21 protein-coding genes, 1 tRNA gene and 2 pseudogenes are annotated in these 22,941 nt (G+C 60.1%); 7 read left to right on the forward strand and 17 right to left on the reverse strand.

Annotation, left to right across the window (positions count from 1 at the left end; genetic code table 11):
- Entirely contained in the window at window positions 1-543 is a 543-nt protein-coding gene (locus I2I01_RS01600; protein WP_196284670.1) for a 2'-5' RNA ligase family protein, read from the forward strand.
- A gap of 99 nt (window positions 544-642) precedes the next feature.
- On the opposite strand, the gene I2I01_RS01605 is transcribed toward I2I01_RS01600, so the two are convergent.
- The gene (locus I2I01_RS01605) at window positions 643-837 is read right to left on the reverse strand and encodes a hypothetical protein (RefSeq protein ID WP_196284671.1); all 195 of its coding nucleotides are present in this window, start codon (window positions 835-837) and stop codon (window positions 643-645) included.
- 57 nt (window positions 838-894) lie between these two features.
- Window positions 895-1,956: a DNA polymerase III subunit delta gene (holA, locus tag I2I01_RS01610; RefSeq protein ID WP_196284672.1), complete on the reverse strand. Its 1,062-nt coding sequence runs from the start codon at window positions 1,954-1,956 to the stop codon at window positions 895-897.
- Window positions 1,957-2,117: 161 nt separating this feature from the next.
- On the opposite strand from holA, the gene tyrS reads away from it, so the two are divergent.
- Entirely contained in the window at window positions 2,118-3,425 is a 1,308-nt protein-coding gene (tyrS, locus tag I2I01_RS01615; RefSeq protein WP_196284673.1) for a tyrosine--tRNA ligase, read from the forward strand.
- A gap of 351 nt (window positions 3,426-3,776) precedes the next feature.
- On the opposite strand, the pseudogene I2I01_RS23485 reads toward tyrS, so the two are convergent.
- Window positions 3,777-3,947, reverse strand: a pseudogene (locus I2I01_RS23485) (histone H1); the annotation flags it as partial.
- Between the two features lie 254 nt (window positions 3,948-4,201).
- Window positions 4,202-5,449 carry an aminotransferase class I/II-fold pyridoxal phosphate-dependent enzyme gene (locus I2I01_RS01625; RefSeq protein WP_196284675.1) on the reverse strand — a complete coding sequence of 416 codons (1,248 nt, stop codon included), beginning with the start codon at window positions 5,447-5,449 and terminating at the stop codon, window positions 4,202-4,204.
- 351 nt (window positions 5,450-5,800) lie between these two features.
- Between I2I01_RS01625 and I2I01_RS01630 the strand changes: the two genes are divergently transcribed.
- Together I2I01_RS01630 and accC are read left to right on the forward strand one after the other, a co-directional pair.
- The gene (locus tag I2I01_RS01630; protein WP_196284676.1) at window positions 5,801-7,702 is read left to right on the forward strand and encodes a WG repeat-containing protein; all 1,902 of its coding nucleotides are present in this window, start codon (window positions 5,801-5,803) and stop codon (window positions 7,700-7,702) included.
- Between the two features lie 87 nt (window positions 7,703-7,789).
- A complete protein-coding gene (gene accC / locus I2I01_RS01635) occupies window positions 7,790-9,301 on the forward strand; it encodes an acetyl-CoA carboxylase biotin carboxylase subunit (RefSeq protein WP_196284677.1) in 1,512 nt (503 codons plus the stop codon).
- 38 nt (window positions 9,302-9,339) lie between these two features.
- Here the strand turns inward: accC and I2I01_RS01640 are convergent, their stop codons facing one another.
- Both I2I01_RS01640 and parS read right to left on the reverse strand, forming a co-directional pair.
- Window positions 9,340-9,792, reverse strand: coding sequence for an RES family NAD+ phosphorylase (locus I2I01_RS01640; protein WP_196284678.1), 453 nt, complete (start codon window positions 9,790-9,792; stop codon window positions 9,340-9,342).
- A 1-nt stretch (window position 9,793) separates the two neighbouring features.
- Window positions 9,794-10,237 (reverse strand): type II RES/Xre toxin-antitoxin system antitoxin, encoded by a 444-nt coding sequence (gene parS / locus I2I01_RS01645; protein WP_196284679.1) that lies wholly within the window; start codon window positions 10,235-10,237, stop codon window positions 9,794-9,796.
- A 165-nt stretch (window positions 10,238-10,402) separates the two neighbouring features.
- Between parS and I2I01_RS01650 the strand changes: the two genes are divergently transcribed.
- Together I2I01_RS01650 and I2I01_RS01655 are read left to right on the forward strand one after the other, a co-directional pair.
- Complete coding sequence (locus tag I2I01_RS01650; RefSeq protein WP_196284680.1) at window positions 10,403-10,999, forward strand: Crp/Fnr family transcriptional regulator; 597 nt, start codon at window positions 10,403-10,405, stop codon at window positions 10,997-10,999.
- An 85-nt stretch (window positions 11,000-11,084) separates the two neighbouring features.
- A complete protein-coding gene (locus I2I01_RS01655) occupies window positions 11,085-11,438 on the forward strand; it encodes a DUF4260 domain-containing protein (protein WP_196284681.1) in 354 nt (117 codons plus the stop codon).
- Window positions 11,439-11,904: 466 nt separating this feature from the next.
- Here the strand turns inward: I2I01_RS01655 and bshB1 are convergent, their stop codons facing one another.
- The 8 genes from bshB1 to I2I01_RS01695 form a co-directional block, all read right to left on the reverse strand.
- Window positions 11,905-12,624 (reverse strand): bacillithiol biosynthesis deacetylase BshB1, encoded by a 720-nt coding sequence (gene bshB1 / locus I2I01_RS01660; RefSeq protein WP_196284682.1) that lies wholly within the window; start codon window positions 12,622-12,624, stop codon window positions 11,905-11,907.
- A 160-nt stretch (window positions 12,625-12,784) separates the two neighbouring features.
- A complete protein-coding gene (locus tag I2I01_RS01665; RefSeq protein ID WP_211537762.1) occupies window positions 12,785-13,906 on the reverse strand; it encodes a peptidoglycan DD-metalloendopeptidase family protein in 1,122 nt (373 codons plus the stop codon).
- Window positions 13,907-14,048: 142 nt separating this feature from the next.
- A complete protein-coding gene (trxB, locus tag I2I01_RS01670) occupies window positions 14,049-14,984 on the reverse strand; it encodes a thioredoxin-disulfide reductase (RefSeq protein ID WP_196284683.1) in 936 nt (311 codons plus the stop codon).
- Between the two features lie 179 nt (window positions 14,985-15,163).
- Window positions 15,164-16,027, reverse strand: a complete 864-nt coding sequence (locus tag I2I01_RS01675) for a sigma-70 family RNA polymerase sigma factor (RefSeq protein ID WP_035566352.1) — start codon at window positions 16,025-16,027, stop codon at window positions 15,164-15,166.
- Window positions 16,028-16,148: 121 nt separating this feature from the next.
- On the reverse strand, window positions 16,149-18,320 hold the full coding sequence (pnp, locus tag I2I01_RS01680) for a polyribonucleotide nucleotidyltransferase (RefSeq protein WP_196284684.1): 2,172 nt from the start codon (window positions 18,318-18,320) through the stop codon (window positions 16,149-16,151).
- Window positions 18,321-18,521: 201 nt separating this feature from the next.
- Complete coding sequence (rpsO, locus tag I2I01_RS01685; protein WP_196284685.1) at window positions 18,522-18,797, reverse strand: 30S ribosomal protein S15; 276 nt, start codon at window positions 18,795-18,797, stop codon at window positions 18,522-18,524.
- Window positions 18,798-18,936: 139 nt separating this feature from the next.
- On the reverse strand, window positions 18,937-20,391 hold the full coding sequence (locus tag I2I01_RS01690; protein ID WP_196284686.1) for an LptF/LptG family permease: 1,455 nt from the start codon (window positions 20,389-20,391) through the stop codon (window positions 18,937-18,939).
- A gap of 107 nt (window positions 20,392-20,498) precedes the next feature.
- Window positions 20,499-20,912 (reverse strand): START-like domain-containing protein, encoded by a 414-nt coding sequence (locus I2I01_RS01695; protein ID WP_196284687.1) that lies wholly within the window; start codon window positions 20,910-20,912, stop codon window positions 20,499-20,501.
- Between the two features lie 130 nt (window positions 20,913-21,042).
- Between I2I01_RS01695 and I2I01_RS01700 the strand changes: the two genes are divergently transcribed.
- A tRNA-Met gene (locus I2I01_RS01700) sits at window positions 21,043-21,116 on the forward strand.
- A 192-nt stretch (window positions 21,117-21,308) separates the two neighbouring features.
- On the opposite strand, the gene rplT is transcribed toward I2I01_RS01700, so the two are convergent.
- The 3 genes and pseudogenes from rplT to infC form a co-directional block, all read right to left on the reverse strand.
- Window positions 21,309-21,653, reverse strand: a complete 345-nt coding sequence (gene rplT, locus I2I01_RS01705; protein WP_196284688.1) for a 50S ribosomal protein L20 — start codon at window positions 21,651-21,653, stop codon at window positions 21,309-21,311.
- 147 nt (window positions 21,654-21,800) lie between these two features.
- Window positions 21,801-21,995: a 50S ribosomal protein L35 gene (gene rpmI / locus I2I01_RS01710; protein ID WP_196284689.1), complete on the reverse strand. Its 195-nt coding sequence runs from the start codon at window positions 21,993-21,995 to the stop codon at window positions 21,801-21,803.
- Between the two features lie 204 nt (window positions 21,996-22,199).
- A pseudogene (gene infC / locus I2I01_RS01715) lies at window positions 22,200-22,757 on the reverse strand (translation initiation factor IF-3); the annotation flags it as partial.
- Between the last annotated feature and the right edge of the window lie 184 nt (window positions 22,758-22,941).

Consider the following 22,941-nt stretch of genomic DNA (forward strand, 5'->3'; position numbering starts at 1 on the left):
ATGAATGCCCTCTACTTGGTGGCCCTGCTGCCGCCCGAACCCGTGTTTTCTGAAACATGGGCCCTGAAGCAGGAAGTGCACCGCCTCACCGGCAGCCGCAACGCCGTACGCCTGCCGCCGCACATAACCCTGGTTCCGCCGCTGCGTCAGCCCGACGAATTCGAGGCCGCTTGCACAGCCGTGTTGGCTGCTTTTGTCGCCACGCAGCAGCCCTTCTCCGTGAGCCTGGATGGATTTGCGTGGTTCGGCAACCGCACGCTGTTCGTGCATGTGAGCGAGGCCGAGGCGCTGCAATCCTTCCATGCCGCGCTGATGGCGTGGTGCAAGGCGCACCTGCCGGAAGTGCAGCCGGAAAACCGGCCCTTCACGCCGCACCTCACGCTGGCTACCCGCGACCTGCCACCCGCACAGGTAACGGCGCTGCGTGAGCAATTCGCGGCCCGGTCCTACACCGGCACTTTTACCGTGCACAACATCACACTTTTCCGGCACGACGGGCAGCAGTGGCAGCCCCGTGCCACGTTTGAGCTTGGGATTATTTGATGAAACAACGACAAGGTAACGTCGATAAAAGCGCGAATGCCCTGGCAGCAGTTGCTACCGGGGCATTCTTATTCTCAAACAACGGCCTAAGCCGAACGACTATTTAAACTTGGGCGCGGTGCCGGGAATGTTCAGGTTGCCATTCTTATAGCGCTTGTACAGGTATGCAGCACCGGCCGCTAGCAGGGCGCCTTTTACCAAGCTGCCACCAGTAGAGCCAGCAGCGCGGGTACCATCTTCGTTCGTGCGGCCGCCAAATAGGCCGGAAATCAAGCCACCAAGGGTATTATTCATGAGTGAAATCAGTTTTGAGGTGAAAGTCTGATTTCTACGGTGCCTACGGCCCAAGTGTTACCCCAACACCCCGGCCGGCACCGGGTGCAGAATCAGCCACACCAGTTCCCTCAGAATCTCGGCCTCGTCCATCGAGCCGCTTTCGATGCCCTTACTCTGCGCATCGGCCCGCCGAATGTCGTGGATGATGCTCACCACCTGCGCCAGCGGGTAGGCGCGCAGGGCCTGTTGGTACTCCTTCTGGGCGAAGCTGTTCACGATGCCCAGGCTCTTGTACACGCCATCGGGCGGGTTGGCGCCGGCCTGGTGCAGCACCAGCAACTTGGTGAAAAAGTTGAACAGCAGCGTGAGGTTCGGGATGAGCGGGTTGGCCTTGGGGTTGGCAGCGAAGTAAGCCAGAATGCGGTTGGCCTTAAGCACGTCGCGCTGCACCAACGCCTTTTGCAGTTCGAAAATGTTGTAGTCCTTGCTGATGCCCACCATGCGCTGCACCAGCTCATCATCAATCGGCTGATTGGGTTTGAGGTTGAGCACCAGCTTATCTACCTCATTGGCCAGCCGGCCCAGGTCGGCCCCGATGTACTCGGCCAGCATGGCCGTGGCCTGCCCCGTAATCTGCAGCCCGCGCGCCCGCACGTTGGCCGTAAGCCACTGCGGCACCTGGCTGTCGTAGAGCTTTTTGCTGGTCATGAGCACGGCCGGCGAGTCTTTGCCCGCCAGTAGCTTGCCCAGCTTCTTGCGCGAGTCCAGCGTTTTGTGCTTGTAGCAAAACACCAGCACGGTGCTCGGCAGCGGGTTTTTCAGGTAGGCCTCCAGAAAAGGCCAACTCCGCTCTTGCTCCAGGTCGGCTACCGTCTGGGCTTCCTTCACAATGACAACGCTACGCTCGGCCATCATCGGAAACCGCTTGGCCTGCCCCAGAATGGCCGTCACGTCCACGTCCTTGCCGTACACCACCACCTGGTTGAAGCTGCGCTCGTGCTCGGCCAGGGCGGTTTTTTCAATCAAATCGGCTACTACGTCGATGTAGTACGGCTCCTCGCCCTGCAAAAAATACACGGGCTGAAACTGCCGCTGCTGCAGCTGCTTGAGTATCGCGTCGGCTTCTAATTGGGGCATAGGGGATGGGGAACGGAGGGTCTTGGCTCTCGGACCCGACACAAAATTAGGCCTTGGCTAACCCTCGCCCTACCTTTGCGCCCTTATTCTCAAGACTGGTTTTTGGTTAACGCTTCCAACCAAGTTCCTAAGTTCCCCAGACCCCAAGTCCCGACAAATCCATGTCCCTGATTGAAGAACTGACCTGGCGCGGCATGTTTCACGACGCCATGCCCGGTACCGCCGAACACCTCGCCACGAACGCGCCCATCTCGGGCTACATCGGCTTCGACCCCACGGCCGCCTCGCTGCACATCGGCAACCTGGCCACCATCATGCTGCTGGTGCACCTGCAGCGCGCCGGTCACCGCCCGGTGGCCCTGGTGGGCGGCGCCACCGGCATGATTGGCGACCCCAGCGGCAAGTCAGCCGAGCGCAACCTGCTCGACGAAACCACCCTGCGCCGCAACCAGGCCGGCATTCAGGCTCAGCTGGAGAAGTTTCTCGATTTCTCCGAAGGGCCCACCGGCGCGCTGGTGGTAAACAACTACGACTGGTTCAAGGAGTTCGGCTTCCTGCAGTTCCTGCGCGAGGTAGGCAAGCACCTCACCGTTAACTACATGATGGCCAAGGACTCGGTGAAGCGTCGCATCAACACCGAAGAAAGCGGCGCCGACGGCCTCAGCTACACCGAGTTCAGCTACCAATTGCTGCAGGGCTACGACTTCGTGCACCTCAATAAAACCCTGGGCGTCACGCTGCAAATGGGCGCTTCCGACCAGTGGGGCAACATCACTACCGGCACCGAGCTCATTCGCCGCGTGGCCAACGCCGAGGGCACCGAAGCCAAAGCCTACGCCCTCACCGGCCAGCTCATCACCAAGGCCGACGGCACCAAGTATGGCAAGTCTGAAACCGGCACCGTCTGGCTCGATGCCACGATGACCTCGCCCTACCAGTTCTACCAGTTCTTCCTCAACTCGGCCGATGCCGATGCCCCGCGCCTCATCCGCGTATTCACGCTGTTGAGCCAGGAGGAAATTGAAGCCCTCGAAGCCGAGCACAACGCCGCCCCGCACCTGCGAACCTTGCAAAAGGCCCTGGCCAAAGACGTGACCACCCGCGTGCACTCGGCCGAAGCCGCCGAAGCCGCCATTGCCGCCTCGCAGGTTCTGTTTGGCGGCGGCGACCTCGCCTCGCTCGATGAAGCCACCTTGCTCGACGTGTTCGCCGGCGTGCCGCACCTGCGCGTGCCTCGTGCCGAGCTGGCCGACCTCAACGCTGCTACCTTTCTCAGCGACTTCACGCAGCTGGGAATCTTTCCCTCAAAAGGCGAGGCCCGCAGGATGATTCAGTCTGGCGGCGTCAGCATCAACCGCGAAAAGGTAGCCTCGCCCGATGCAACTGTGGCGTCGTTGCAGCCGCTTGCTGGCAAGTACCTCGTGGTGCAGAAAGGCAAGAAGAACTACTTTCTGGTGGAGTTGGTGTAAATAACCAGACCGTCATGCCAAGCGCAGCCGAGGCATCTCGCGTGCGGCACTTAATTCAATCGGCCCAACGATTTTGATTACTACTACATGCAAGATGCCTCGGCTGCGCTCGGCATGACGGTCGAATAGTTAACCACAAAAAAGGCCCTGCCAACCGGCAGGGCCTTTTTCTGTCGTCCACAAAATCCGACGAATCCGAAAAATCCGTCGAATCCGTGGTCTGGATTACTTCTTAGCAGCGGCTTTCTTGGCCGGAGCGGCTTTTGCACCGCTGGCAGCGCCAGCAGCTTTCTTAGCCGGAGCAGCCTTGGTAGCACCACCAGCAGCACCGCCTTTAGCAGCGCCTGCGGCGGCGTTCTTGGTGTTCTGCACCTCGGTGCGGAACTCCTGGGCCATCGTCTTCAGCTCCTGCATGCCTTTGCGCACGCGGGTGCCAGCGGCAGCATTTTGCTTGTCGTAGAATTTCGAGAAATCGTCTTCGAGCGACATCACGAGGTCTTTCAGTTTGCTGAAATTGTTCATTGGGGGTTTGGGGTTGGGGTGAAAAATGAGTCTATTGTAGTGCTAAGACGGCCCTAATATACAGGGGTTTCAAATACAAGCAAGTTTTTCACTTTTTTTTCAAAACCCCCTCCCCTGCTTTCAGAGGCCGATTTTAGTTTTAAAAAGGCCCTTTTCGCTTTTCGCGCCCCTCTCTGCTTTCTAGGTATAGTGCAAAAGCAAACGCCGGCCTTCCTCGCAGAAAGCCGGCGCTAGTCAGATTAGCAAACCAACATTTAAACGGCCTGCGGGACGGCCGTGGTGCGGCTGTAGAGGCCCTTTTTGAGCTTATCGGCCACGGCCTCAAACGCCGTAATCGTTTCCGCTACATCCTCCAGGGTGTGCACCGCCGTGGGGATGATGCGCAGCATAATCACGCCCTTGGGCACCACCGGATACACCACTATGGAGCAGAAAATGTGGTGATTCTCACGCAAATCCAGCGTAATCTGGGTCGCGTCGGGGATTTCGCCTTCCAGCAGCACCGGCGTCACGGGCGAGGTGGTGGTGCCGATGTTGAAGCCTTTTTCGCGCAGGCCGTTCTGAATGGCGTGCACGATGGTCCAGAGATTTTCGCGCAGCTCCGGCTTGGTGCGGAGGAGCTCCAAACGCTTGATGGCGCCCACTACGAGGGGCATGGGCAGCGATTTGGCGAAAATCTGGCTGCGCATGTTGTAACGCAAATATTCAATCACGCTTTCGGGCCCCGAGACGAAGGCACCGATGCTTGCCATGCTCTTGGCGAAGGTCGAAAAATAGATGTCGATGCCGTCCTGAATGCCTTGCGCTTCGCCCGTACCGGCCCCCGTGGGGCCCATCGTGCCAAAACCGTGAGCATCGTCAACGAACAGGCGGAAGCTGAACTTTTCTTTCAGCGCCACCACGCCGCGCAGGTCGCCCTGGTTGCCCGACATGCCGAACACACCCTCGGTGATGACGAGGATGCCACCACCGGTTTCGTCGGTGATGCGCTTGGCAGCGGTGAGCTGCTTCTCTAGGCTGGCCATGTCGTTGTGGCGGTACACGAAGCGCTTGCCGGCGTGCAGGCGCACCCCGTCGATGATGCAGGCGTGCGACTCGGCGTCGTACACAATCACGTCGTGGCGGCCCACGAGCGAATCAATGATAGACACCACGCCCTGGTAGCCGAAGTTGAGCAGGCAGGTGGCAGGCTTATGCACGAACTCCGACAGTTGGTCTTCGAGTTGCTCGTGGTAGTTGGAGTTGCCGCTCATCATGCGGGCGCCCATGGGCAGGGCCATGCCGTACTCGGCCGCCGCCTCGGCATCCACTTTCCGCACTTCGGGATGGTTGGCCAGGCCCAGGTAGTTGTTGAGGCTCCAGTTCAGCATTTTCCGGCCGCGGAAGCCCATGTGGGGCCCGGCTTCGCCTTCGAGCTTGGGGAACATGAAGTAGCCGTGCGCATAGTGCGAGTGCGAGCCCAGCGGGCCACGGTTGGCCTGAATCCGGTCGAATATATCCACTGAAAAAACGGAAATGAGGTGAAAAATGGGTGGTGGGCGGGGAAGTCGGTCTTGGCGTTAGCCAATACCTGCCTAAGCACAAAGGTACTTCCCGCGTGGCGGTTGTACATAATTTGGGCATAACAACCGGGTAATGGCGCGCAGGTTTGCGGCCGGGCTGCGGTTTCGCAATTTCTTTACGGCAGCAATGCCGGCCGCCGATGGGCGAAAATTTTATGTTAGATTGAGAAAGTGGCCGCTTGTGCCGCGAGGTGGCGGTGCTCCTTTAATGCTGTCTAGGGATTCATCAGCACGACGGTAAACTATATATTTTCAGGCTATTTCAACTGCCTCAACACCCGTCTTCCCGTGATGTCAGCCTTTTTTCTGCGTCTGCCACTACCCCTGCTCCTGTTTCCGTGGAGCGCGTTAGCCCAGGACCTGCCCCCGCCCGGCGGCTGGCCCCTGCGCCCCGTGGCCACGGTACGGGCCGTGCCCGAGCCGCCGGGCGGCCTGGTTCCCTTTCGCCAGGGCCAGTTGTGGGGCTTTGCCGATACCACCGGTCGGGTCTGGATTCGGCCGGTGTTCGAGACCGAGCCGCCGCGCTTCGGAGCGGGGCTGCTGTTGCAAGCCGAGATGGCGCCCGTCCCGCAGCCGATGGCCCCGAAACACCGGCCACCTTATCCCCAAGGCCCGCTTCCCCGCTGGGTACCGAACTGGAACCTGCGCTACGGAAATCTGTCGTCGAACGAAGACGGCAGCCGCTACTGGGCTTTGGATTTTCGACCCACTCGCCCAGGCGGCGCAGCTTTTTTGCTTAATGCCCGCGGCGAGCAGTTGTTGGCGACGGCCAAGCAGGCCATTGCTGCTACTGCCGACGGTGGCTGGCAGGCCCTGAACCGCCCCGCGCACCTCTCCGAGCAACGCGAGCTAGTAGCCATAGAGGCAATGGAAACCGAGCTGGCGGCGCAACAGCCGGGAGGCGTTTTCACCGTGCCGCTGGGGCCGCGCGCCCCCGCCGTGCCGCCGCGCCTGCTGCGACGTCGCGCCTACGACCCCGACGTGAATTTCCGTGCCACCCTTTTTGGGAGCAGCCCCCTTTACGTGGCCCAGAAGGTGAACTGGCTGTTGCCGCACCGGCTGGTGTCGGTGAGCCGCGACGGCATTTCACGGGAGTTGGAAGCCATTCGCTACTGCCACCACGGCCAGTGTGCGTTGTTTGATGCAAAGGGGCACCGCCTCACCGCCTACCGCTTTGGGGGGATGAAACCGGTCCTGCCGGGCCGGCTGGCCTACTGGCACTGGGCCGATACGAAGTTCGAAGACCAGGAAGCGGCCACCGCGTCGGGACTGCCCCATAGCTGGGATGTGATTGAAAGCCTCAACGGCCCCGCCCGCCGCTACGGCCTGCTCGACGAGCGCGGCCGCGAAATCACACCGCCGCTTTATGCCCTGATGCGGGCCGTGGGGCCCAACAGCTTGTGGGTGGTGGCCGTGGAGCAGGGGCAACTCCTGTATGGCCTCATCGACACGTTGGGCCGCTACCACCTGCCCCTAAGTTCCGCGCCCATCAGCCTGCCCGATGTGGCCGGACTGCTGCGCCGTTACAGTGCGGCCCCAGCGCGAGCGGTGGAAAACCAACGCACCTATTCCACCGAAGCGCATTTCCCGGATTCGGCCACGGTGGGCTACCTTCGGCCCGATGGTCGCCCCGCTTTTGCCGGCAGCTTCGCCCAGGCCGGGGCTTTCTGGCAGGGCCGGGCGTTAGTGAAAATCGGTTCGAATTATGGCATCATCGATTCGGTGGGCCGCTGGGTGCTGCCGCCCCAGCCGGAGGAACTTCGCTATTACGGTTTCAGCACCGCGCACCACGACCTGTTGCAAGCGGTGGACCCGCTGGAGCTGTTCGACCCTTTCAGCGCCGGTCAGCTCGGCATGCCATACTATGGTACGTTGCCAGGCGAGCCCGAGCCGCTGTTGCTGTCGCTCGGCCTGCAGGGCTACGGCCTGCGTGACTCCCGCACGGGCCGGGTGCTGGCGCCCGCCCGGTTTGACAAGCGGCCCCAGCAATGGCATGGCGGCGCGGTAGGCGAGCACCAGGGCCAGCCGCTGGGCTATTCGTTGCAAGGCCAGCCGTTTAACCCGGACTTGCCCGCCAGCTACCCGGCCGGGGTGCGAAAACCTGCGCCCAATGGTCAGCCCTGGCGCCCGCTGCTGGAGCGTACCGAACAGGGCTGGCGCACGCGCGGCGGCCGGCAACTCTGGCAGGATTAAGCGGCCGGCTGCCGTGGGCTGCGCCGCGCCGGCTCAGTATCTTCGCGCCCTCCCATCCTACTTGCGTTTCAGTACCCGCACCACTTCATGAAAAAAATCACCAAACTGCTTGTTGCCAACCGCGGCGAAATCGCCCTGCGCGTCCTGCGCTCGGCCAAGGAAATGGGCATTGCCACCGTCGCCATCTACTCCGAGGCCGACCGCAACGCCCTGCACGTGCGCTACGCCGACGAGGCCGTGTGCGTGGGCCCGCCCGCCAGCAAAGACAGCTACCTGCGCGGCGACAAAATCATTGAAGTGTGCCGCGAGCTGGGCGTCGATGCCATTCACCCCGGCTACGGCTTTCTCTCGGAGAATGCCGGCTTTGCGCGCATGGTGCGCGAGGCGGGCCTGATTTTCGTGGGCCCAAGCCCCGAGGCCATGGAAATCATGGGGGACAAGCTTTCGGCCAAGCAGGCGGTGCAGGCTTATAATATTCCGCTGGTGCCAGGCACGGCCGAAGCCATTTCCGACGTGGCCGCTGCCAAGCAGATTGCCGAGGAGGTTGGCTTTCCTATTCTGATTAAAGCCTCGGCCGGCGGCGGCGGTAAGGGCATGCGCATCGTGAACGGGGCCGCCGAGTTTGAGGAACAGATGCAGCTGGCCATCAATGAGGCCGTGTCGGCGTTTGGCGACGGGGCAGTGTTCATTGAAAAGTTCGTGACCGGCCCCCGTCACATCGAAATCCAGGTACTGGGCGACGAGCATGGTAACATCGTGCACTTATTTGAGCGCGAGTGCAGCATTCAGCGCCGCCACCAGAAGGTGATTGAAGAAGCGCCCTCCTCAGTGCTCACGCCCGAGCTGCGCGCCGCCATGGGCCGCTGCGCCGTGGACGTGGCCCGCGCCTGCAACTACGCCGGTGCCGGCACCGTGGAATTCCTGCTCGACGACAAGCGCAACTTCTACTTCCTGGAGATGAATACCCGCCTGCAGGTGGAGCACCCCGTCACGGAGCAAATCACCGGCCTCGACCTGGTGAAGGAGCAAATCCGCGTAGCCGAAGGCTACCCGCTGCCCTTCGCACAGGACGACCTCACCATTACCGGCCACGCCCTGGAGCTGCGCGTGTACGCCGAAGACCCGCAAAACAACTTCCTGCCCGATATCGGCACGCTCACCACCTACGTGCGCCCCCAGGGCCCCGGCGTGCGCGTCGACGACGGCTTCGAGCAGGGCATGGACATTCCGATTTATTACGACCCGATGATTGCCAAGCTGGTCACCTTCGGGGCCGACCGCGCCGAGGCCATTGCCCGCATGCTGCGCGCCATCGAGGAGTATCAAATCACGGGCATTGAAACTACGCTAGGCTTCGGTCGCTACGTGCTGACGCACCCCGCCTTCGTGAGCGGCGACTTCGATACCAATTTCATCAAGGACCATTTCAGCCCCGCCAACCTCGCCCCCGCCGCTCCCGACGAAGCCACGGCCAAGGTAGCCGCTGCGCTGGGTGCCCTGCTACTGGAAACCAAGAAACCCAAAGCGGCTGCCGCGACAAGTGAAACGGCCGGCGCCGAGGCTTCCGGTTGGCGGCGAAATCGCTTAGGAGTGCGGTAATTGTGCTCTAAAAAAAAGCCCGGGCAGCCGGGCTTTTTTTATACCTCTTTAATCCGTGGGTCAAACACAAAGTCTTCCCAGCCCACGATGCGCACATGCGCAAAATCCGGATGGCGGGTGTTGAGCACGTAATTGTGCTCGTGGGCTATGATAGAAGAAGGCACGCGCAGCACGGCCGCCTGCTGGCGGCGGTACCAATCGTCGCCCAGGGGTTGGCAGCGGGCGTAGTGGCGTGGTAGCTGCCATTCGTCGGGCATCTGTTCCAGCGTCAATTCTTCAATGGCAAGAGAATCGGGCACCTCGATGCGGACCACTTTGAAGAGGCTGTTGAGACCTTCGCCGCTGCGGTGCACCACGTTTTCGAGGCAGGCTAAGGCGCGACTGCCGGCGGCGTAGATGACCAGCTGGCCGCGCAGGTTCCAGCGGCCGGGGTTGCCGGAGGCCACGAGCTCGCCGGCATATTTAGCGAGGCAGATGCGGTAAATTTCCACTTTACGCCAGGTCGCCGTGGGCAATGCGGGCTACCTCGTCGGCCACCAGGTCGATGCCGCCGCTGGTTTCGAGCAGGGCCAACGGGGGCTGGTTGTCGAGGCCGTAGGCGGGCTTGTCGAGCCAGCGACGGAAGGCGGGCAGGCTGCCGAACACTTCCTCGCCGTGGGCGGCCAGGGCCAGCAATTTGAGAATTTGCTCGCTGGCGGCCGGGCCGAGGCGCTTTTTGCCGTCGCGGTAGGCGCGCAGGGTTTTGGTGGTGGTGTGGAGCAGGTCGGCCAGTTCCTGGGCTTGCAGCTGCAGGAGCGTGCCCACGTCGAAGGCCGTTTTGGCGGGCACACCGGTGCGGGCTTCCATCACGAGGGCGAAGGAATCGGCCACGGTGGCTTGCAGGCCGCGCAAGGCGGGCGAATACACGGCGACGGGCGGGGTGGCGTGGGCAGTCATAGGTACTAGCAAACTAATTCTTTCCCAAATATGGGAAATATTTCCTTGGAAACGGGGAAATATTTCCTTTGGTTTCATTAGGGTTTCGGTCGCACGCACGGGCTCGTTGCTTCCCGGCAAGCTCAACGCGCATGTATTGCCCTTTGGTACGACCTTTACCATGCCATGCTCCACCCCCTCCGCACCTACATTCAACGCTTCATACCCGCGCTCAGCGATGCCGAGTGGGCGCCGCTGGCGGCGGAACTACGGCCGTATCAGCTGGCGCGGGGCGCGCACTTTGTGGAGGCCGGCCAGCGACGGCCCCAACTGGCCCTGCTGCTGCACGGGGCCTGCCGGCTCTACTACCCCCGTCCCGATGGCGAGGAGCGCACCACGTATTTCTTCTTCGAAAACCACCTCATGGGCGACTACCCCGGCTGCCTCACCAGCCAGCCCAGCCAACTCAGCATTCAGGCCCTGACCGACTGCGAATTGGTGGTGTTCGACTACGCCGTGCTGCGGCGGCTCTACGACGAATGGCCGGTGTACGAGCGGTTTGGCCGGCTCGTGGCCGAATACCACCTGTTGGGCACCGACGCCCGGCTGGTGGAGCAACTGCTGCTTTCGCCCGAGGAGCGGTACCTGGCCCTGCTGCGCAGCGGCAAAACCAAGATTCTGGAGCGTATCCCACAGCACTTGGTGGCAAATTACCTGGGCATCACACCGGTGTCGCTGAGCCGCATTCGGGCGCGGGTGACGCGGGGCAGCGGTGGTAAATAGCCCCGCATTTATTAGCTTTTGTTAACGACACACAGCAGGCGGCCGCCAGAATTTTGAGTCATCAAACAACTCAAACTTTTGCGCCATGAAAAACCTGCTAAAAACCGAAGAACTGGCCGAAATGCTGCTGGCCGTGGTGGTATTTACCCAATTGCCCTACGCCTGGTGGGTGCTGCCAGCTACCTTCCTGCTGCCCGACCTCAGCATGCTGGGCTACCTGGCCGGGCCCCGCACGGGCACCTTCAGCTACAACCTGATGCACCACAAGGCGCTGGCCGTGGCGCTGGGGCTGGCCGGCTGGGCGCTGGGGCTGCCGCTGTTGATGCTGGTGGGCACCGTGCTGCTCTTCCACAGCGCCTTCGACCGGGTGCTAGGTTACGGCCTGAAATACGTCAGCGGTTTTAAAGACACGCACCTGGGGCAGATTGGGCGGGCCTAACTGCTGAAACGGCAGCGAACCAACTCAAAGGCGTAAGGGGAACATCTTTTCATCAACTTCGGTCCCCGGCTCTGCCATGCGGCACCAGCCAGCAGCTTTCTTCACGTACACTTCCAGCCGGCGCACTTTGCGGCAATGTCGCGCCCGTCCACGTTCAGCTGCACGTCAGCCAGTTGGAACAATACTGGGGCGTGGGCGGAAACGGGGCCACGCAGCTATAGGCCTGGCCATCGAAGCGCGCATCCACACCAAAAAGTGGCTCACAAACGGCTACAAGGCGTGATGGGGATATTAAATGACCGGTTTCAAGAAGGTGCGTCTACTTGCTAATCAAGTACTCATTACTATACCGATTGCCTAAGTCGTGGCTGTAACCAAAAACGGTCCCGGCTGCTTTCGCGACCGGGACCGTTTTGGTTGCTGGTATTGCAATTGTTTCGGGTAACGCTCCTGATTCGGGCGCCCGCTACAGCAAATCCCCCACCTCGCGCACGCCCACCGGGCGCGCCACGGTGAAGCCTTCGCCAAACTCGACGCCGATGATGTGACCGAATTCCCGCGCCCGCGCCTCCATAAACCGGCCGAAGGCCTGGCTGGACAGATAGGTTTGAGGCGCGTCGAGGTCGGGGTTGAAGAACTGGGTTTTGAAGGCCTGAATGGCTTCCCACTTCTTCGCCCAATGCGGCGTGATATCGACTACAAACGCGGGCGGCAACTGCCGGTCCTGGATGTAATGGTACACGTTTTTGGGCCGCCAGGCTTCCTGGGGCTGGCCGTCGGGTCCGAGGGTTTCAATCATACGCAGGCCGCTGAGGAAGCAGGCGTCGATGGCCAGCTGGGCGGCCTTGCCGTGGTCGGGGTGCCGGTCATTTATGGCGTTGGCCAGCACCACCTCAGGCTGGTAGCGCCGGATGGCCGCGATAAGTTGTAGCTGGTGCTCCCGGTCGTTGCGGAAGAAGCCATCGGCCATGCCCAGGTTCTCACGAATGTCGATGCCCAGAATTTTATTGGACGCCGCCGCTTCCTCGGCCCGGGTTTCGGGAGTGCCGCGCGTGCCCAGTTCCCCCCGCGTGAAGTCGACAATACCAACCTTTTTGCCCACGGCCATCGCGGCCAGCAGCGTGCCGGTGCAAGACATTTCAACGTCGTCGGGGTGGGCGCCCAGGGCCAGGATGTCGAGTTTCATGGGATAGTTGGGTGGGAAGGTTAATCGAAATGTCAAATAGCAACGTCAAGCCGAGCGCAGCCGAGGCATCTCGCGTGCGCAACGCAATCTAATCGTGTGACGAAGTGAGCGAGATGCCTCGGCTGCGCTCGGCTTGACGTTCTTTTTTGCCTTGGCAGGCTTACTTAATCCGCAGCTTCTTGCCCGGCTGCAAGGTTCGCACGCCCGGGTTCAGCTTGCGCAGGGTGCTCACGCGCACCCCATACCGCTCGGCCACTTCCGACATTGTATCGCCCGAGCGCACCCGGTGCGTAACTGTTTGCCGGGCCCGCGAGGGCGAGCCGCTGCGGCTGCCGCTGCTTCGGTGCCCCAGCGCGCGGCTGTAGTAGTTGAACAGCGCCGAGGTAATGGTGAAATTGTCCTTCCGCAGCTTATAGCCGGGAAAGTCATACATCAGCGTGGGGTTAATGGGGTTGCCCTGATAGCGCACCTCGAAGTGCAGGTGCGAGCCCGTGCTGCGCCCCGTGCTGCCCCCGTAGCCAATGAGCTGCCCGGCCTTCACGAAGGTACCCACCGGCACCAGCGCCTTGCTCAGGTGGCCGTACACGGTTTCGAGGCCGTTGTAGTGGCGCACCAGAATGTAGTTGCCATAGCCGCCGCCGTCCCAGGCTTGGATGCGCACCACGCCATCGAACACGGCCCGCACCGAGTCGCCGGTTTCCAGGTCCAGGTCCATGCCGTAGTGCCAGCGGTAGCCCCGGAAGGCGAAGCCCGAAGTGATGGGCGTGGTCACGAGCGGCATCTTGGCGTAGCGCTGCCGGGGTGGGTCGGTGAGGTGCAGCTTCAGCGAGTCGCGGTAGCTGCGGCCGTCCACGCGGTAAGGGTTCACCCGGTGCGTGTCCCAGATGGAATAGTAGCCCGCCACCTTTATCCAAGAGGAGTCAATGAGCACCTCCTCCGACATTTCCACGATTTCCTGCCCGCCCTCATCCAGCGTGGTGGTGTCCTCGCTCACAATGCTGAGCTTCTTGGCCGGGTTGAAGTAGATGGACTTCGCGGCGTCCGAGTTTTCGTCCGGAATTTCCTCGGTTTCAATTACCGTGGTGGTATCCGGGCGCACGTAGCGCATCTTGGGTGTTTTGATGCGGAAGAAGTCCGATTTGCCGGACGTGCTGCCAGCCTTGGCCTTGGGGCGCGGCGGCTTGCGGCGCTGGGCCTGCGCCGGGCTCAAGCCGACGAGCAGCAGCAGAAGCGCCAGCAACAGCAGCGCCGGGCGCCAATATATTGTTTTCAGGAAAGTCAAAAGCAGAATTTGTTAGCTAGCATCCAGAACGTCATGCAGAGCGCAGCGAAGCATCTTTACCGCACAACGCAATTCCTTTGCTTGAATTACAATAGCGGTAAAGATGCTTCGCTGCGCTCTGCATGACGTTCCGGGTGCGAATTTAGTGTATGCCGACTGCTGTCAGGTAGCGCTCAGCATCCAGGGCCGCCATGCAGCCCGAGCCAGCGGCCGTCACAGCCTGCCGGTAGGTGTAATCCTGCACGTCGCCGCAGGCAAACACGCCGTCAATATTGGTTTTGCTGCTGCCGGGGATGGTCTTCAAATAGCCCTGCTCGTCGTGATGCAGGTAGGGCTGGAAAATCTTTGAATTCGGCTCGTGCCCAATGGCTACGAAAAAACCCGTCAGCAGAATCTCGCGCGTTTCGTGCGTCAGCACGTTTTTCACGCGCACCCCTTCCACGCTGTGCTCGCCCAAAATCTCATCGGTCACCGTGTTGAAAAGCACCTCAATCTTGGGGTTTTCCAGCACGCGCTTCTGCATGATTTTCGAGGCCTTCATCTCGCCCTTGCGCACTATCATGGTCACCTTGCTCGCCAGGTTGGCGAGGTAGGTCGCCTCTTCCGCAGCGGTATCGCCGGCGCCCACAATGGCTACTTCCTGTCCCCGATAGAAAAACCCGTCGCAAACCGCGCAGGCCGAAACACCCGAACCATTCAGCTTGGCCTCCGAAGGCAGCCCCAGCCATTTGGCCGAGGCACCGGTGGCAATAATCACCGCGTCCGCCGTCAGCTCCGTGGTTTCGTCAATGGTCACGCGGCGCGGCGTCACCGAGAAGTCTACCGCCGTGGCAATACCGTAGCGGATATCCGTGCCGAAGCGGGTGGCCTGCTTTTTCAGGTCTTCCATCATTTCCGGGCCCATGATGCCATCGGGGTAGCCGGGGAAATTCTCCACGTCGTTGGTGATGGTAAGCTGCCCGCCGGGCTGCAAACCCATGTACATAACGGGCGCCATGTTAGCGCGGGCGGCGTAGATGGCGGCCGTGTAACCGGCCGGGCCGGAGCCGATAATCAGGCATTTGATGTGTTCAGACATTGTACTGTAGCGCGAAGCCCTGCTTCGCGTATCGTTGAACGATGAATTAGGTAGCTGTCGGCGCAACCGGCACGCGAAGCAGAACCTCACGCACAACCCGGTAGACGCCGGCAAGCGCGAAACCGTACAAAAAACCCCAACCTAACGGTCGGGGTTTTTCATTCTGCAAAACTAATTGATTAGCCGAGATAAGGCTTCAGCGCTTTCGAGCGCGACGTGTGCCGCAACCGACGGATAGCCTTCTCTTTAATCTGACGCACCCGCTCGCGGGTCAGGTTGAATTTCTCGCCAATTTCTTCCAGCGTCAACGCCGCTTCGCCGTTCAGGCCGAAGTACAGCGTGATAACATCAGCCTCGCGCTTCGTGAGCGTGCTCAAGGCACGCTGCACTTCCTTACGGAGCGAGTCATTCATCAGGGCCATGTCCGGCGACTCTTCGTCCTCGTTTTCGAGCACGTCGAGCAGACGGTTTTCCTCGCCCTGCACAAACGGCGCATCCACCGACACGTGGCGGCCCGAGATTTTCAGCGTGTCCACCACTTCCGAAGTGGTCAGTTCCAACACTTCGGCAATTTCCTCCGGCGAAGGCTCGCGCTCGAATTTCTGCTCCAGTTCCGAGAACGATTTGCTGATTTTATTCAGCGAACCCACCCGATTCAGGGGCAGACGCACGATGCGGCTCTGCTCGGCCAGGGCCTGCAGGATGGACTGACGAATCCACCACACGGCGTAGGAAATGAATTTAAAACCGCGGGTTTCATCGAAGCGCTTAGCCGCTTTGATGAGGCCGAGGTTGCCCTCGTTGATGAGGTCACCCAAGCTAAGACCCTGGTTCTGATACTGCTTAGCCACCGACACCACGAAGCGCAGGTTAGCCTTCGTCAATTTTTCTAATGCTTGCTGGTCCCCGTCGCGAATACGCTGCGCGAGCGTTACCTCCTCGTCGGGCGTGAGCAAATCAACCTTGCCAATCTCCTGGAGGTACTTGTCCAGCGACTGACTTTCGCGGTTGGTAATCTGCTTACTAATTTTTAGCTGTCTCATGGGACTAGGTAAGAACGATATCTGATGGGGTTATACGTAAGAAAAAGCCGCCCGGCCAGTCCCTAAGTCAGAGGAAGCCAACAGACTCCCCCTGACATTAGTTCGGCACCGGGGTACTGGGCTAGGCTTTGGCCGCGCCGTTGCTGGCCGCCGCACCTTCCGGTTTCGGCAGCAGCACCTTACGCGAGAGGCGGTACTTGCCGGTTTTCTTATCGATTTCCACCAGTTTCACGTCAATGTCCTGCCCCACTTCCAACAAGCCTTCCAGCGACTGAATCCGCTCGTGCGTCACTTCCGAGATGTGCAGCAGGCCGTCTTTGCCCGGCATAATCTCCACGAAAGCGCCGTAGGGCTGAATGCTCCGCACTTTGCCTTTGTACACCTCGCCCACTTCGGGCTGAGCCGCGATAGCGCGAATCCGGTCGATGGCGCCCTGCATGTCCTCCTGGTTGGAGGCGTAGATGCTCACGTGGCCCTTCTCGTCCTTCTCCTCGATAATCACCGTGGCGTTGGTGTCCTTCTGAATCTGCTGAATCACTTTGCCGCCCGGCCCGATTACTGCACCAATAAACTCTTTGTCGATGAGCATCTTGTGCGAACGCGGGGTGTGAGGCTTCAGCTCCGGAGCCGGGGCCGAAATCGTCTTGGCCATTTCGCGCAGGATGTGCAGGCGGCCCTCACGAGCCTGGTGCAGCGCAGCGGTCAGAATTTCGTTGCTCAGGCCCTGGATTTTGATGTCCATCTGGCAGGCGCAAATGCCTTTCTCCGTGCCGGTCACCTTGAAGTCCATGTCGCCTAGGTGGTCCTCGTCGCCGAGAATGTCGCTCAACACGGCATATTCACCGGTTTCCTTGTCCTGCACCAGGCCCATGGCAATACCAGCCACGGCCGAGCGCACTTTCACGCCAGCGTCCATCAGGGCCAGCGAGCCGGCGCATACCGTCGCCATCGAACTAGAGCCGTTCGACTCCAGGATGTCCGACACGATGCGGATGGTGTAGGGGTTTTCTTCTTCCGAGGGCAGTACCTGCTTGAGCGAGCGCATGGCCAGGTTGCCATGGCCGATTTCGCGACGGCCGGCGCCGCGGTTGGGCTTCACCTCACCGGTCGAGAAACCGGGGAAGTTGTAGTGCAGCATGAAGCGGTTGAAGCCGCGGGTCAGGGGCTGGTCGATGATTTGCTCGTCGAGCTTGGTGCCGAGCGTGGCCGTGGTCAGGCTCTGGGTTTCGCCGCGGGTGAAGATGGCCGAGCCGTGCGCGCCGGGCAGGTAGTTGATTTCCGACCAGATGGGGCGGATTTCGGTCAGCTGGCGGCCGTCGAGGCGCACCCGCTCCTTCACCATCATGTCGCGAATGGCTTTCTTCTCGGCCGAACCGTAGTAGCGGCTGAACATCTTCATGTCCAGCTCCGGCTGCTCGGCAACCAGCTTGTCGAGGAACGCCTTTTTCACGCCCGAAAAGCCTTCCTTGCGGCCGGCCTTGCTGGTGTTGCCCGAGCGGGCCACGTCGTAAGCACCCTGGTAGATGCCGTCGTGGATAAGCTGCTTCAGCGCTTCATTCTCCTCGTATTTGGGGTACTCGCGGGGCGCCGACTCCGGCGTGCGGCCCACGGCCTCGGCCAGCTCCTTCTGCAGCTGCACCTGAGCCTTGATGGCTTCGTGAGCGTAGGCAATGGCGGCTACCATTTCTTCCTCGCTCACTTCCTTCATCTCGCCTTCCACCATGGCCACTGAGTCGCCGGTAGCACCCACGATGAGGTCCATGTCGGCGCGCTCCAGGTCGCTGGTTTTGGGGTTAATCTGGAACTGACCGTCGATGCGCGCCACGCGCACTTCCGAAATCGGACCAGCAAACGGAATGTCGGTAATCGAGAGCGCAGCCGAGGCGGCCAGTGCGGCCAGTGCGTCGGGCTGCACTTCTTTATCGGCCGAGATGAGCGATATCATCACCTGCACCTCGTAATGGTAGTCTTTGGGGAACATCGGCCGCAGAATGCGGTCGACGAGGCGGCAAATCAGCACCTCGTAGTCGCTCAGGCGGCCTTCGCGGCGCTGAAACGAGCCGGGAATGCGGCCGGCCGAACCGAATTTCTCCTGATAATCGACCGACAGCGGCAGGAAGTCGACGCCTTCGCGTTGGCTCGGGGCCGACACAACCGTAGCGAGCAGCATGGTGTCGCCGAGGCGGACCACGACGGCGCCGTCGGCGAATTTGGCCAGCCGGCCGGTTTCGATGGACAGGACGCGGCCGTCGGGCAGCGCCAGAGTTTTGGTAATGGCGTGGGGTTGGGACATCAGCGGGGTTTGCTTGAAAAAGCGACAGCGGGCGAGCAGCCAAAAACGAGCGCCGCCAGCGGCCCCCGTTACTCATAAGTAAATACAACAGCGTGCGCCGATAAAACCAACCATCGGGAGCGGCCTCGGCGCCAAACCAACCCGAACAAAAAAAGAGTAGGGAACCTTCGTTGGAAGGCTCCCTACTCTCAGAATCTGGACTTACTTGCGGATGCCCAGCTCCTTGATGATGGCGCGGTAGCGGTTGATTTCGCGGTGCTGCAGGTAATCCAGCATGCTGCGGCGCTTACCTACCAGCTTCAGCAGGCCCAGGCGGGTGCTGTGGTCCTTCTTGTTCACCTTGAGGTGCTCGGTCAGGTGGTTGATGCGGTGGGTGAAGAGCGCAATCTGCGACTCGGCCGAACCGGTATCGGTTTTGGCTTTCTGCAGGCTGTTCTTTTCGAAAATGTCCTGCTTGGCTTCGGTGGTGAGTTTCATCGGCTGATAGGAATTACCCCGTCTTTGGATTAAGATGAAAAAGAAAATGATAACCCCGTACATCGGGGTGCCGCAAAGGTACGGAATTTAAAAACAGGATAAAAGCGGTAATTGGAAATTTCGTGACGCCGGCGAATTATCACGCTACCAGCTCTTCTTCCGGCTCAGTGATTTTGCGCAATGCCGGAATGCCCACCCGTTGGGGCAAGCGACGCCAGAAGTCCAGTTCCAGCAAGCCGGAGTCGTTGTAGGCCTGATACAGGAAGAACAGCCCAGCCGGCAGCAGCACCAGGTTCGACATCCACATGCCCAGGCCCACCGGCATCACAAACTCGCGCCCATACTTCTCGCCCATGATGCTGAGCACGTAGTACACGATGAAGAACAAAATGGAAATCAGAATGGGCACGCCCAGGCCGCCTTTCTTGATGATGGAACCGAGCGGGGCGCCAATCAGGAACATCAGCAGCACGGCTACCGACTGCGAGTATTTGCGGTATACCTCGATGCGAAACAGGGCCGAGTTCTTAGCCAAGTCCGTCAGCCGCTCAGCCGAGGAGTCGGCGTAGGTTTTCAAGTTGCGGGCCCGGTTCACCGCTTGCTCAATGACCGAGGCCGAATTCGGCGCCAGTCGGGCCGGGGGCACCTGCCAGCTCTCCACTTTGCGCCCCGCCTGCCGGCCGGTGGTATCGAAGCGCACGAAGGAATAATAGGCATTCATTTGCACCGGCAGCAACTTCTCCTCGTGGTGCAGCTTCTTCTGCACCGAATCGGTGGCGTAGTGCAGCTGCGGGATGTTGAGCATCATCCGGTTTTGCTTGAACAGCTCCTCCTTGGTGCGGCTCATGCCAAAAGACGCGAGCGAAAACGTGACCGTATTGTGGTCAAATGCTTGGCGGATGAAGCTGGCGCCCGCCCGGTCCTGCGCGTCGGGCTGCTCCACGTAGTTGTGGCCGTGAAAGAGCTCCAACCCCAGATACCCGCCATTAAAGCGCGTGAACATGCGGCCCGAATCGGCCAGCATCACCGTGGCGTTGCCCGATTTCTGGGTATGGTCGTAAATCATGACGCCGTGCAGCCGGTCGCCGTTCCCGCCCGTTTTCTTGTCCACCTTAATGGTGTAACCGGGAATGCCGTTGTAGAAAACACCCTCCCGGATGTCCAGCGCCAGCTTCTGCTGCCGCACGTCCCAAAGCAGGCTGTAGGCCTTCAGATTGGCGCGGGGTACAATGGTTTCGTTAAACCAAAAGGCACCCACAGCCAGCGCCGCCGTGAGCAGCAACACCGGGCGCAGAATGCGCGTCAGCGCAATGCCCGAAGCCTTAATGGCCGTCAACTCGTGGTGCTCGCCCAAGTTGCCGTAGGTCATCAGCGACGACAGCAACACGGCCAGCGGCAGCGAAATGGGCACAATCAGCACACTGAAATAAAACAGCAGCTGCAGCAGCACCCCCGTGCCCAAGTCCTTGCCGATGATATCGTCGAGGTATTTGAGCAGCGTGTGCGTGAGCAAAATGAACTGCACCACGGCAAACGTGAGCAGAAACGGCCCGGCAAAGGCCTTTAAAATGAGTTTGTCGAGCTTCTTAAGCATAGAACGCGCCTCCGAGCAGTAGTGCAGCCCCGGACTGGCAAAACGATGGCGAGGCAAAAAAAGTACCGCTGGGGCGATAAATCCCCCGCGCTGGCCTAATAGTGGCCCTACCCCCCTACCTGCTCCCGCAGCTTGCTCACGAGGCCTTCCCACATTTCGTGCTGCTCGCGGGGGTCGTGGGGCGCCGAGTAATCAATCACGCGTAAGTATACTTCATCCGTTACCTGGGAGGAATCGAGGGTGAATTCCAGAAAATTCGCGTCGGGCACCGACTGGCGCTGTTCGTCGAGGAAAACAAACCGCACAGCCTTATTCAGGCGCTGGCCCGAAATCTCGGCGTAGTGGTTGTCGTTATCCCAGATAAAATTGAGGCGTTGCCCTTCCACGTAGCGCACATCGTCGCAAAACCACTGCGAGAGGCCCGAGGCCGTAGCCAAATAAGGAAAAAGAATTTTGGGAGAAGCGTTGATGGGGTATTCCACCACGAAGCGCGTTTTGGACTGAATATCAGGCAAAGCCATAGAATGAAAAACAAAGGCGCCCAAATCACGACCGGCCAAAAACCGGTGGAGCGCAAGAGAAATACAGTTTTTTAGCCCCAAGCCTTGCGTGGGGGCCGATTGGCGCGTTACCTTTGCACCCACAAAACCCGGCGGGGTAGCTCAGTTGGTTAGAGCACAGGATTCATAACCCTGAGGTCACGAGTTCAACTCTCGTCCCCGCTACTTCAAAAACCGTTTTGGCTTAGTGCCGAAGCGGTTTTTTTCATTTATGCTTTTCTGTGGGATGCCTTATACTGGTAAAAACCCAGAAACAAGGCTGAACGGAACGGCTTAAACCGGGCGAATAGGCCCAAAACAAGAAAACGCTGAACCCTAGGCTCAACGTTTTCTTGCTTTAATAACGGCCAACGGCAATTACTTTACCTTTTCCACGATGCCTTTGAAGGCTTCGGGGTGGTTCAGGGCCAGGTCGGCCAGCACTTTGCGGTTGAGCTCGATGCCAGCCTTTTTCAGGCCGCCCATCAGCTGCGAATACGACAGGCCGTGCTCACGAGCACCGGCGTTGATACGCTGAATCCAGAGGGCGCGGAATTCGCGCTTCTTTACTTTGCGGTCCCGATAAGCGTAAACGAGGCCTTTTTCAACGGCGTTTTTCGCTACGGTCCACACGTTTTTGCGACGGCCGTAATAGCCCTTCGCCAAACGCATTACTTTTTTCCGACGGTGGCGCGAGGCCACGTGGTTGACACTTCTTGGCATAACCTTGAAAGTTTTTGGCAGCCGGCGACGGGATTAAGGTCTTAGAGCCGGAAGCCTGGTGAAAATTGGGTATGAGGGTTAGAGGGTATGAGGGCAGGGGTCGTTGGCAGAATTAACTCCTACTCGCTTGCCCTCCCCTCGTAAACTCTAGAAATTGAGCATCTGACGCACGCGGCCCATGTCGGCGCTGCTTACCAGGCCCGTGTGGGTCAGGCCACGCTTCTGCTTGGTGGTCTTCTTGGTCAGAATGTGCGATTTGAAGGCGTGCTTCCGCTTCACCTTGCCCGTTCCGGTGAGCGCAAAGCGCTTCTTAGCACCGGATTTCGTCTTTACTTTCGGCATTGTAGTGGTTGTTGGAGGGTTGGTTGTTGATTGTTGATTGCTCGCCGACCGGGGGTCGGAAAGCCATCCGCAACCGGGTAAAATCTATTCGGCGGCGTCGGTGGTAGCCGGAGCCGTTTGGGAGGTCTTGTCGGTGGCTTCAGCCGGTTTGGCAGCCTTCTTGTCCTTGTCGGGCGCGGCAGCCGCAGCGGGCTTCGCGGCGGGTTTCGCTACGGCAGCGGCTTTGGGCGCGAGGTAGAGGAACATGCGCTTGCCTTCCAGCTTGGGCAGTTGCTCCACTTTGGCAAGGTCCTCGAGGGCCTGGGCAAACTTGAGCAGCAGGATTTCGCCGCGCTCCTTGAACACGATGCTGCGGCCCACAAAGTGCACGTAGCTCTTGATTTTGGCGCCTTCGCGAAGGAATTCCTGGGCGTGCTTCACCTTGAAGGCGAAGTCGTGCTCGTCGGTGTTGGGGCCGAAGCGGATTTCCTTGATAACGACCTTGGTTTGCTTGGCCTTCAGCTCGCGAGTCTTCTTCTTCTGCTCGTATTTGAACTTCGAGTAGTCGATGACGCGGCAAACGGGCGGCGTGGCCGTAGGCGAAATCTCGACTAGGTCGAGGTTTTGCTCCTGCGCCATGCGGCGAGCCTGGTCGATGGAATAAATACCTTGCTCGACGTTTTCGCCCACCAGGCGTACTTCGCGAGCGGTGATTTTTTGGTTGATTTTGAACGGCTCTTCCACCTGCTGGCGGGGCACGTACCGACGGTTCGGGGCTGCTATGGCTGGGGTCCTCCTGCTAAAAAAGTGGCGGGGAATGGGTTTCAGACGGCTTTCGGCCGGGTAGGCCTAGGCAATCAGGGGGCAAATATCGGTATTTATATTGGCAAAGGCAAGCTGAGAAAAAAGGAATTTTATCAGGCTCCAAAATAGAGGGTTACCATAACCAATGTGGCAGCCCAATAAA

Origin of the sequence: Hymenobacter properus (genome assembly GCF_015694735.1) — a bacterium.
Lineage (GTDB): Bacteria > Bacteroidota > Bacteroidia > Cytophagales > Hymenobacteraceae > Hymenobacter > Hymenobacter properus.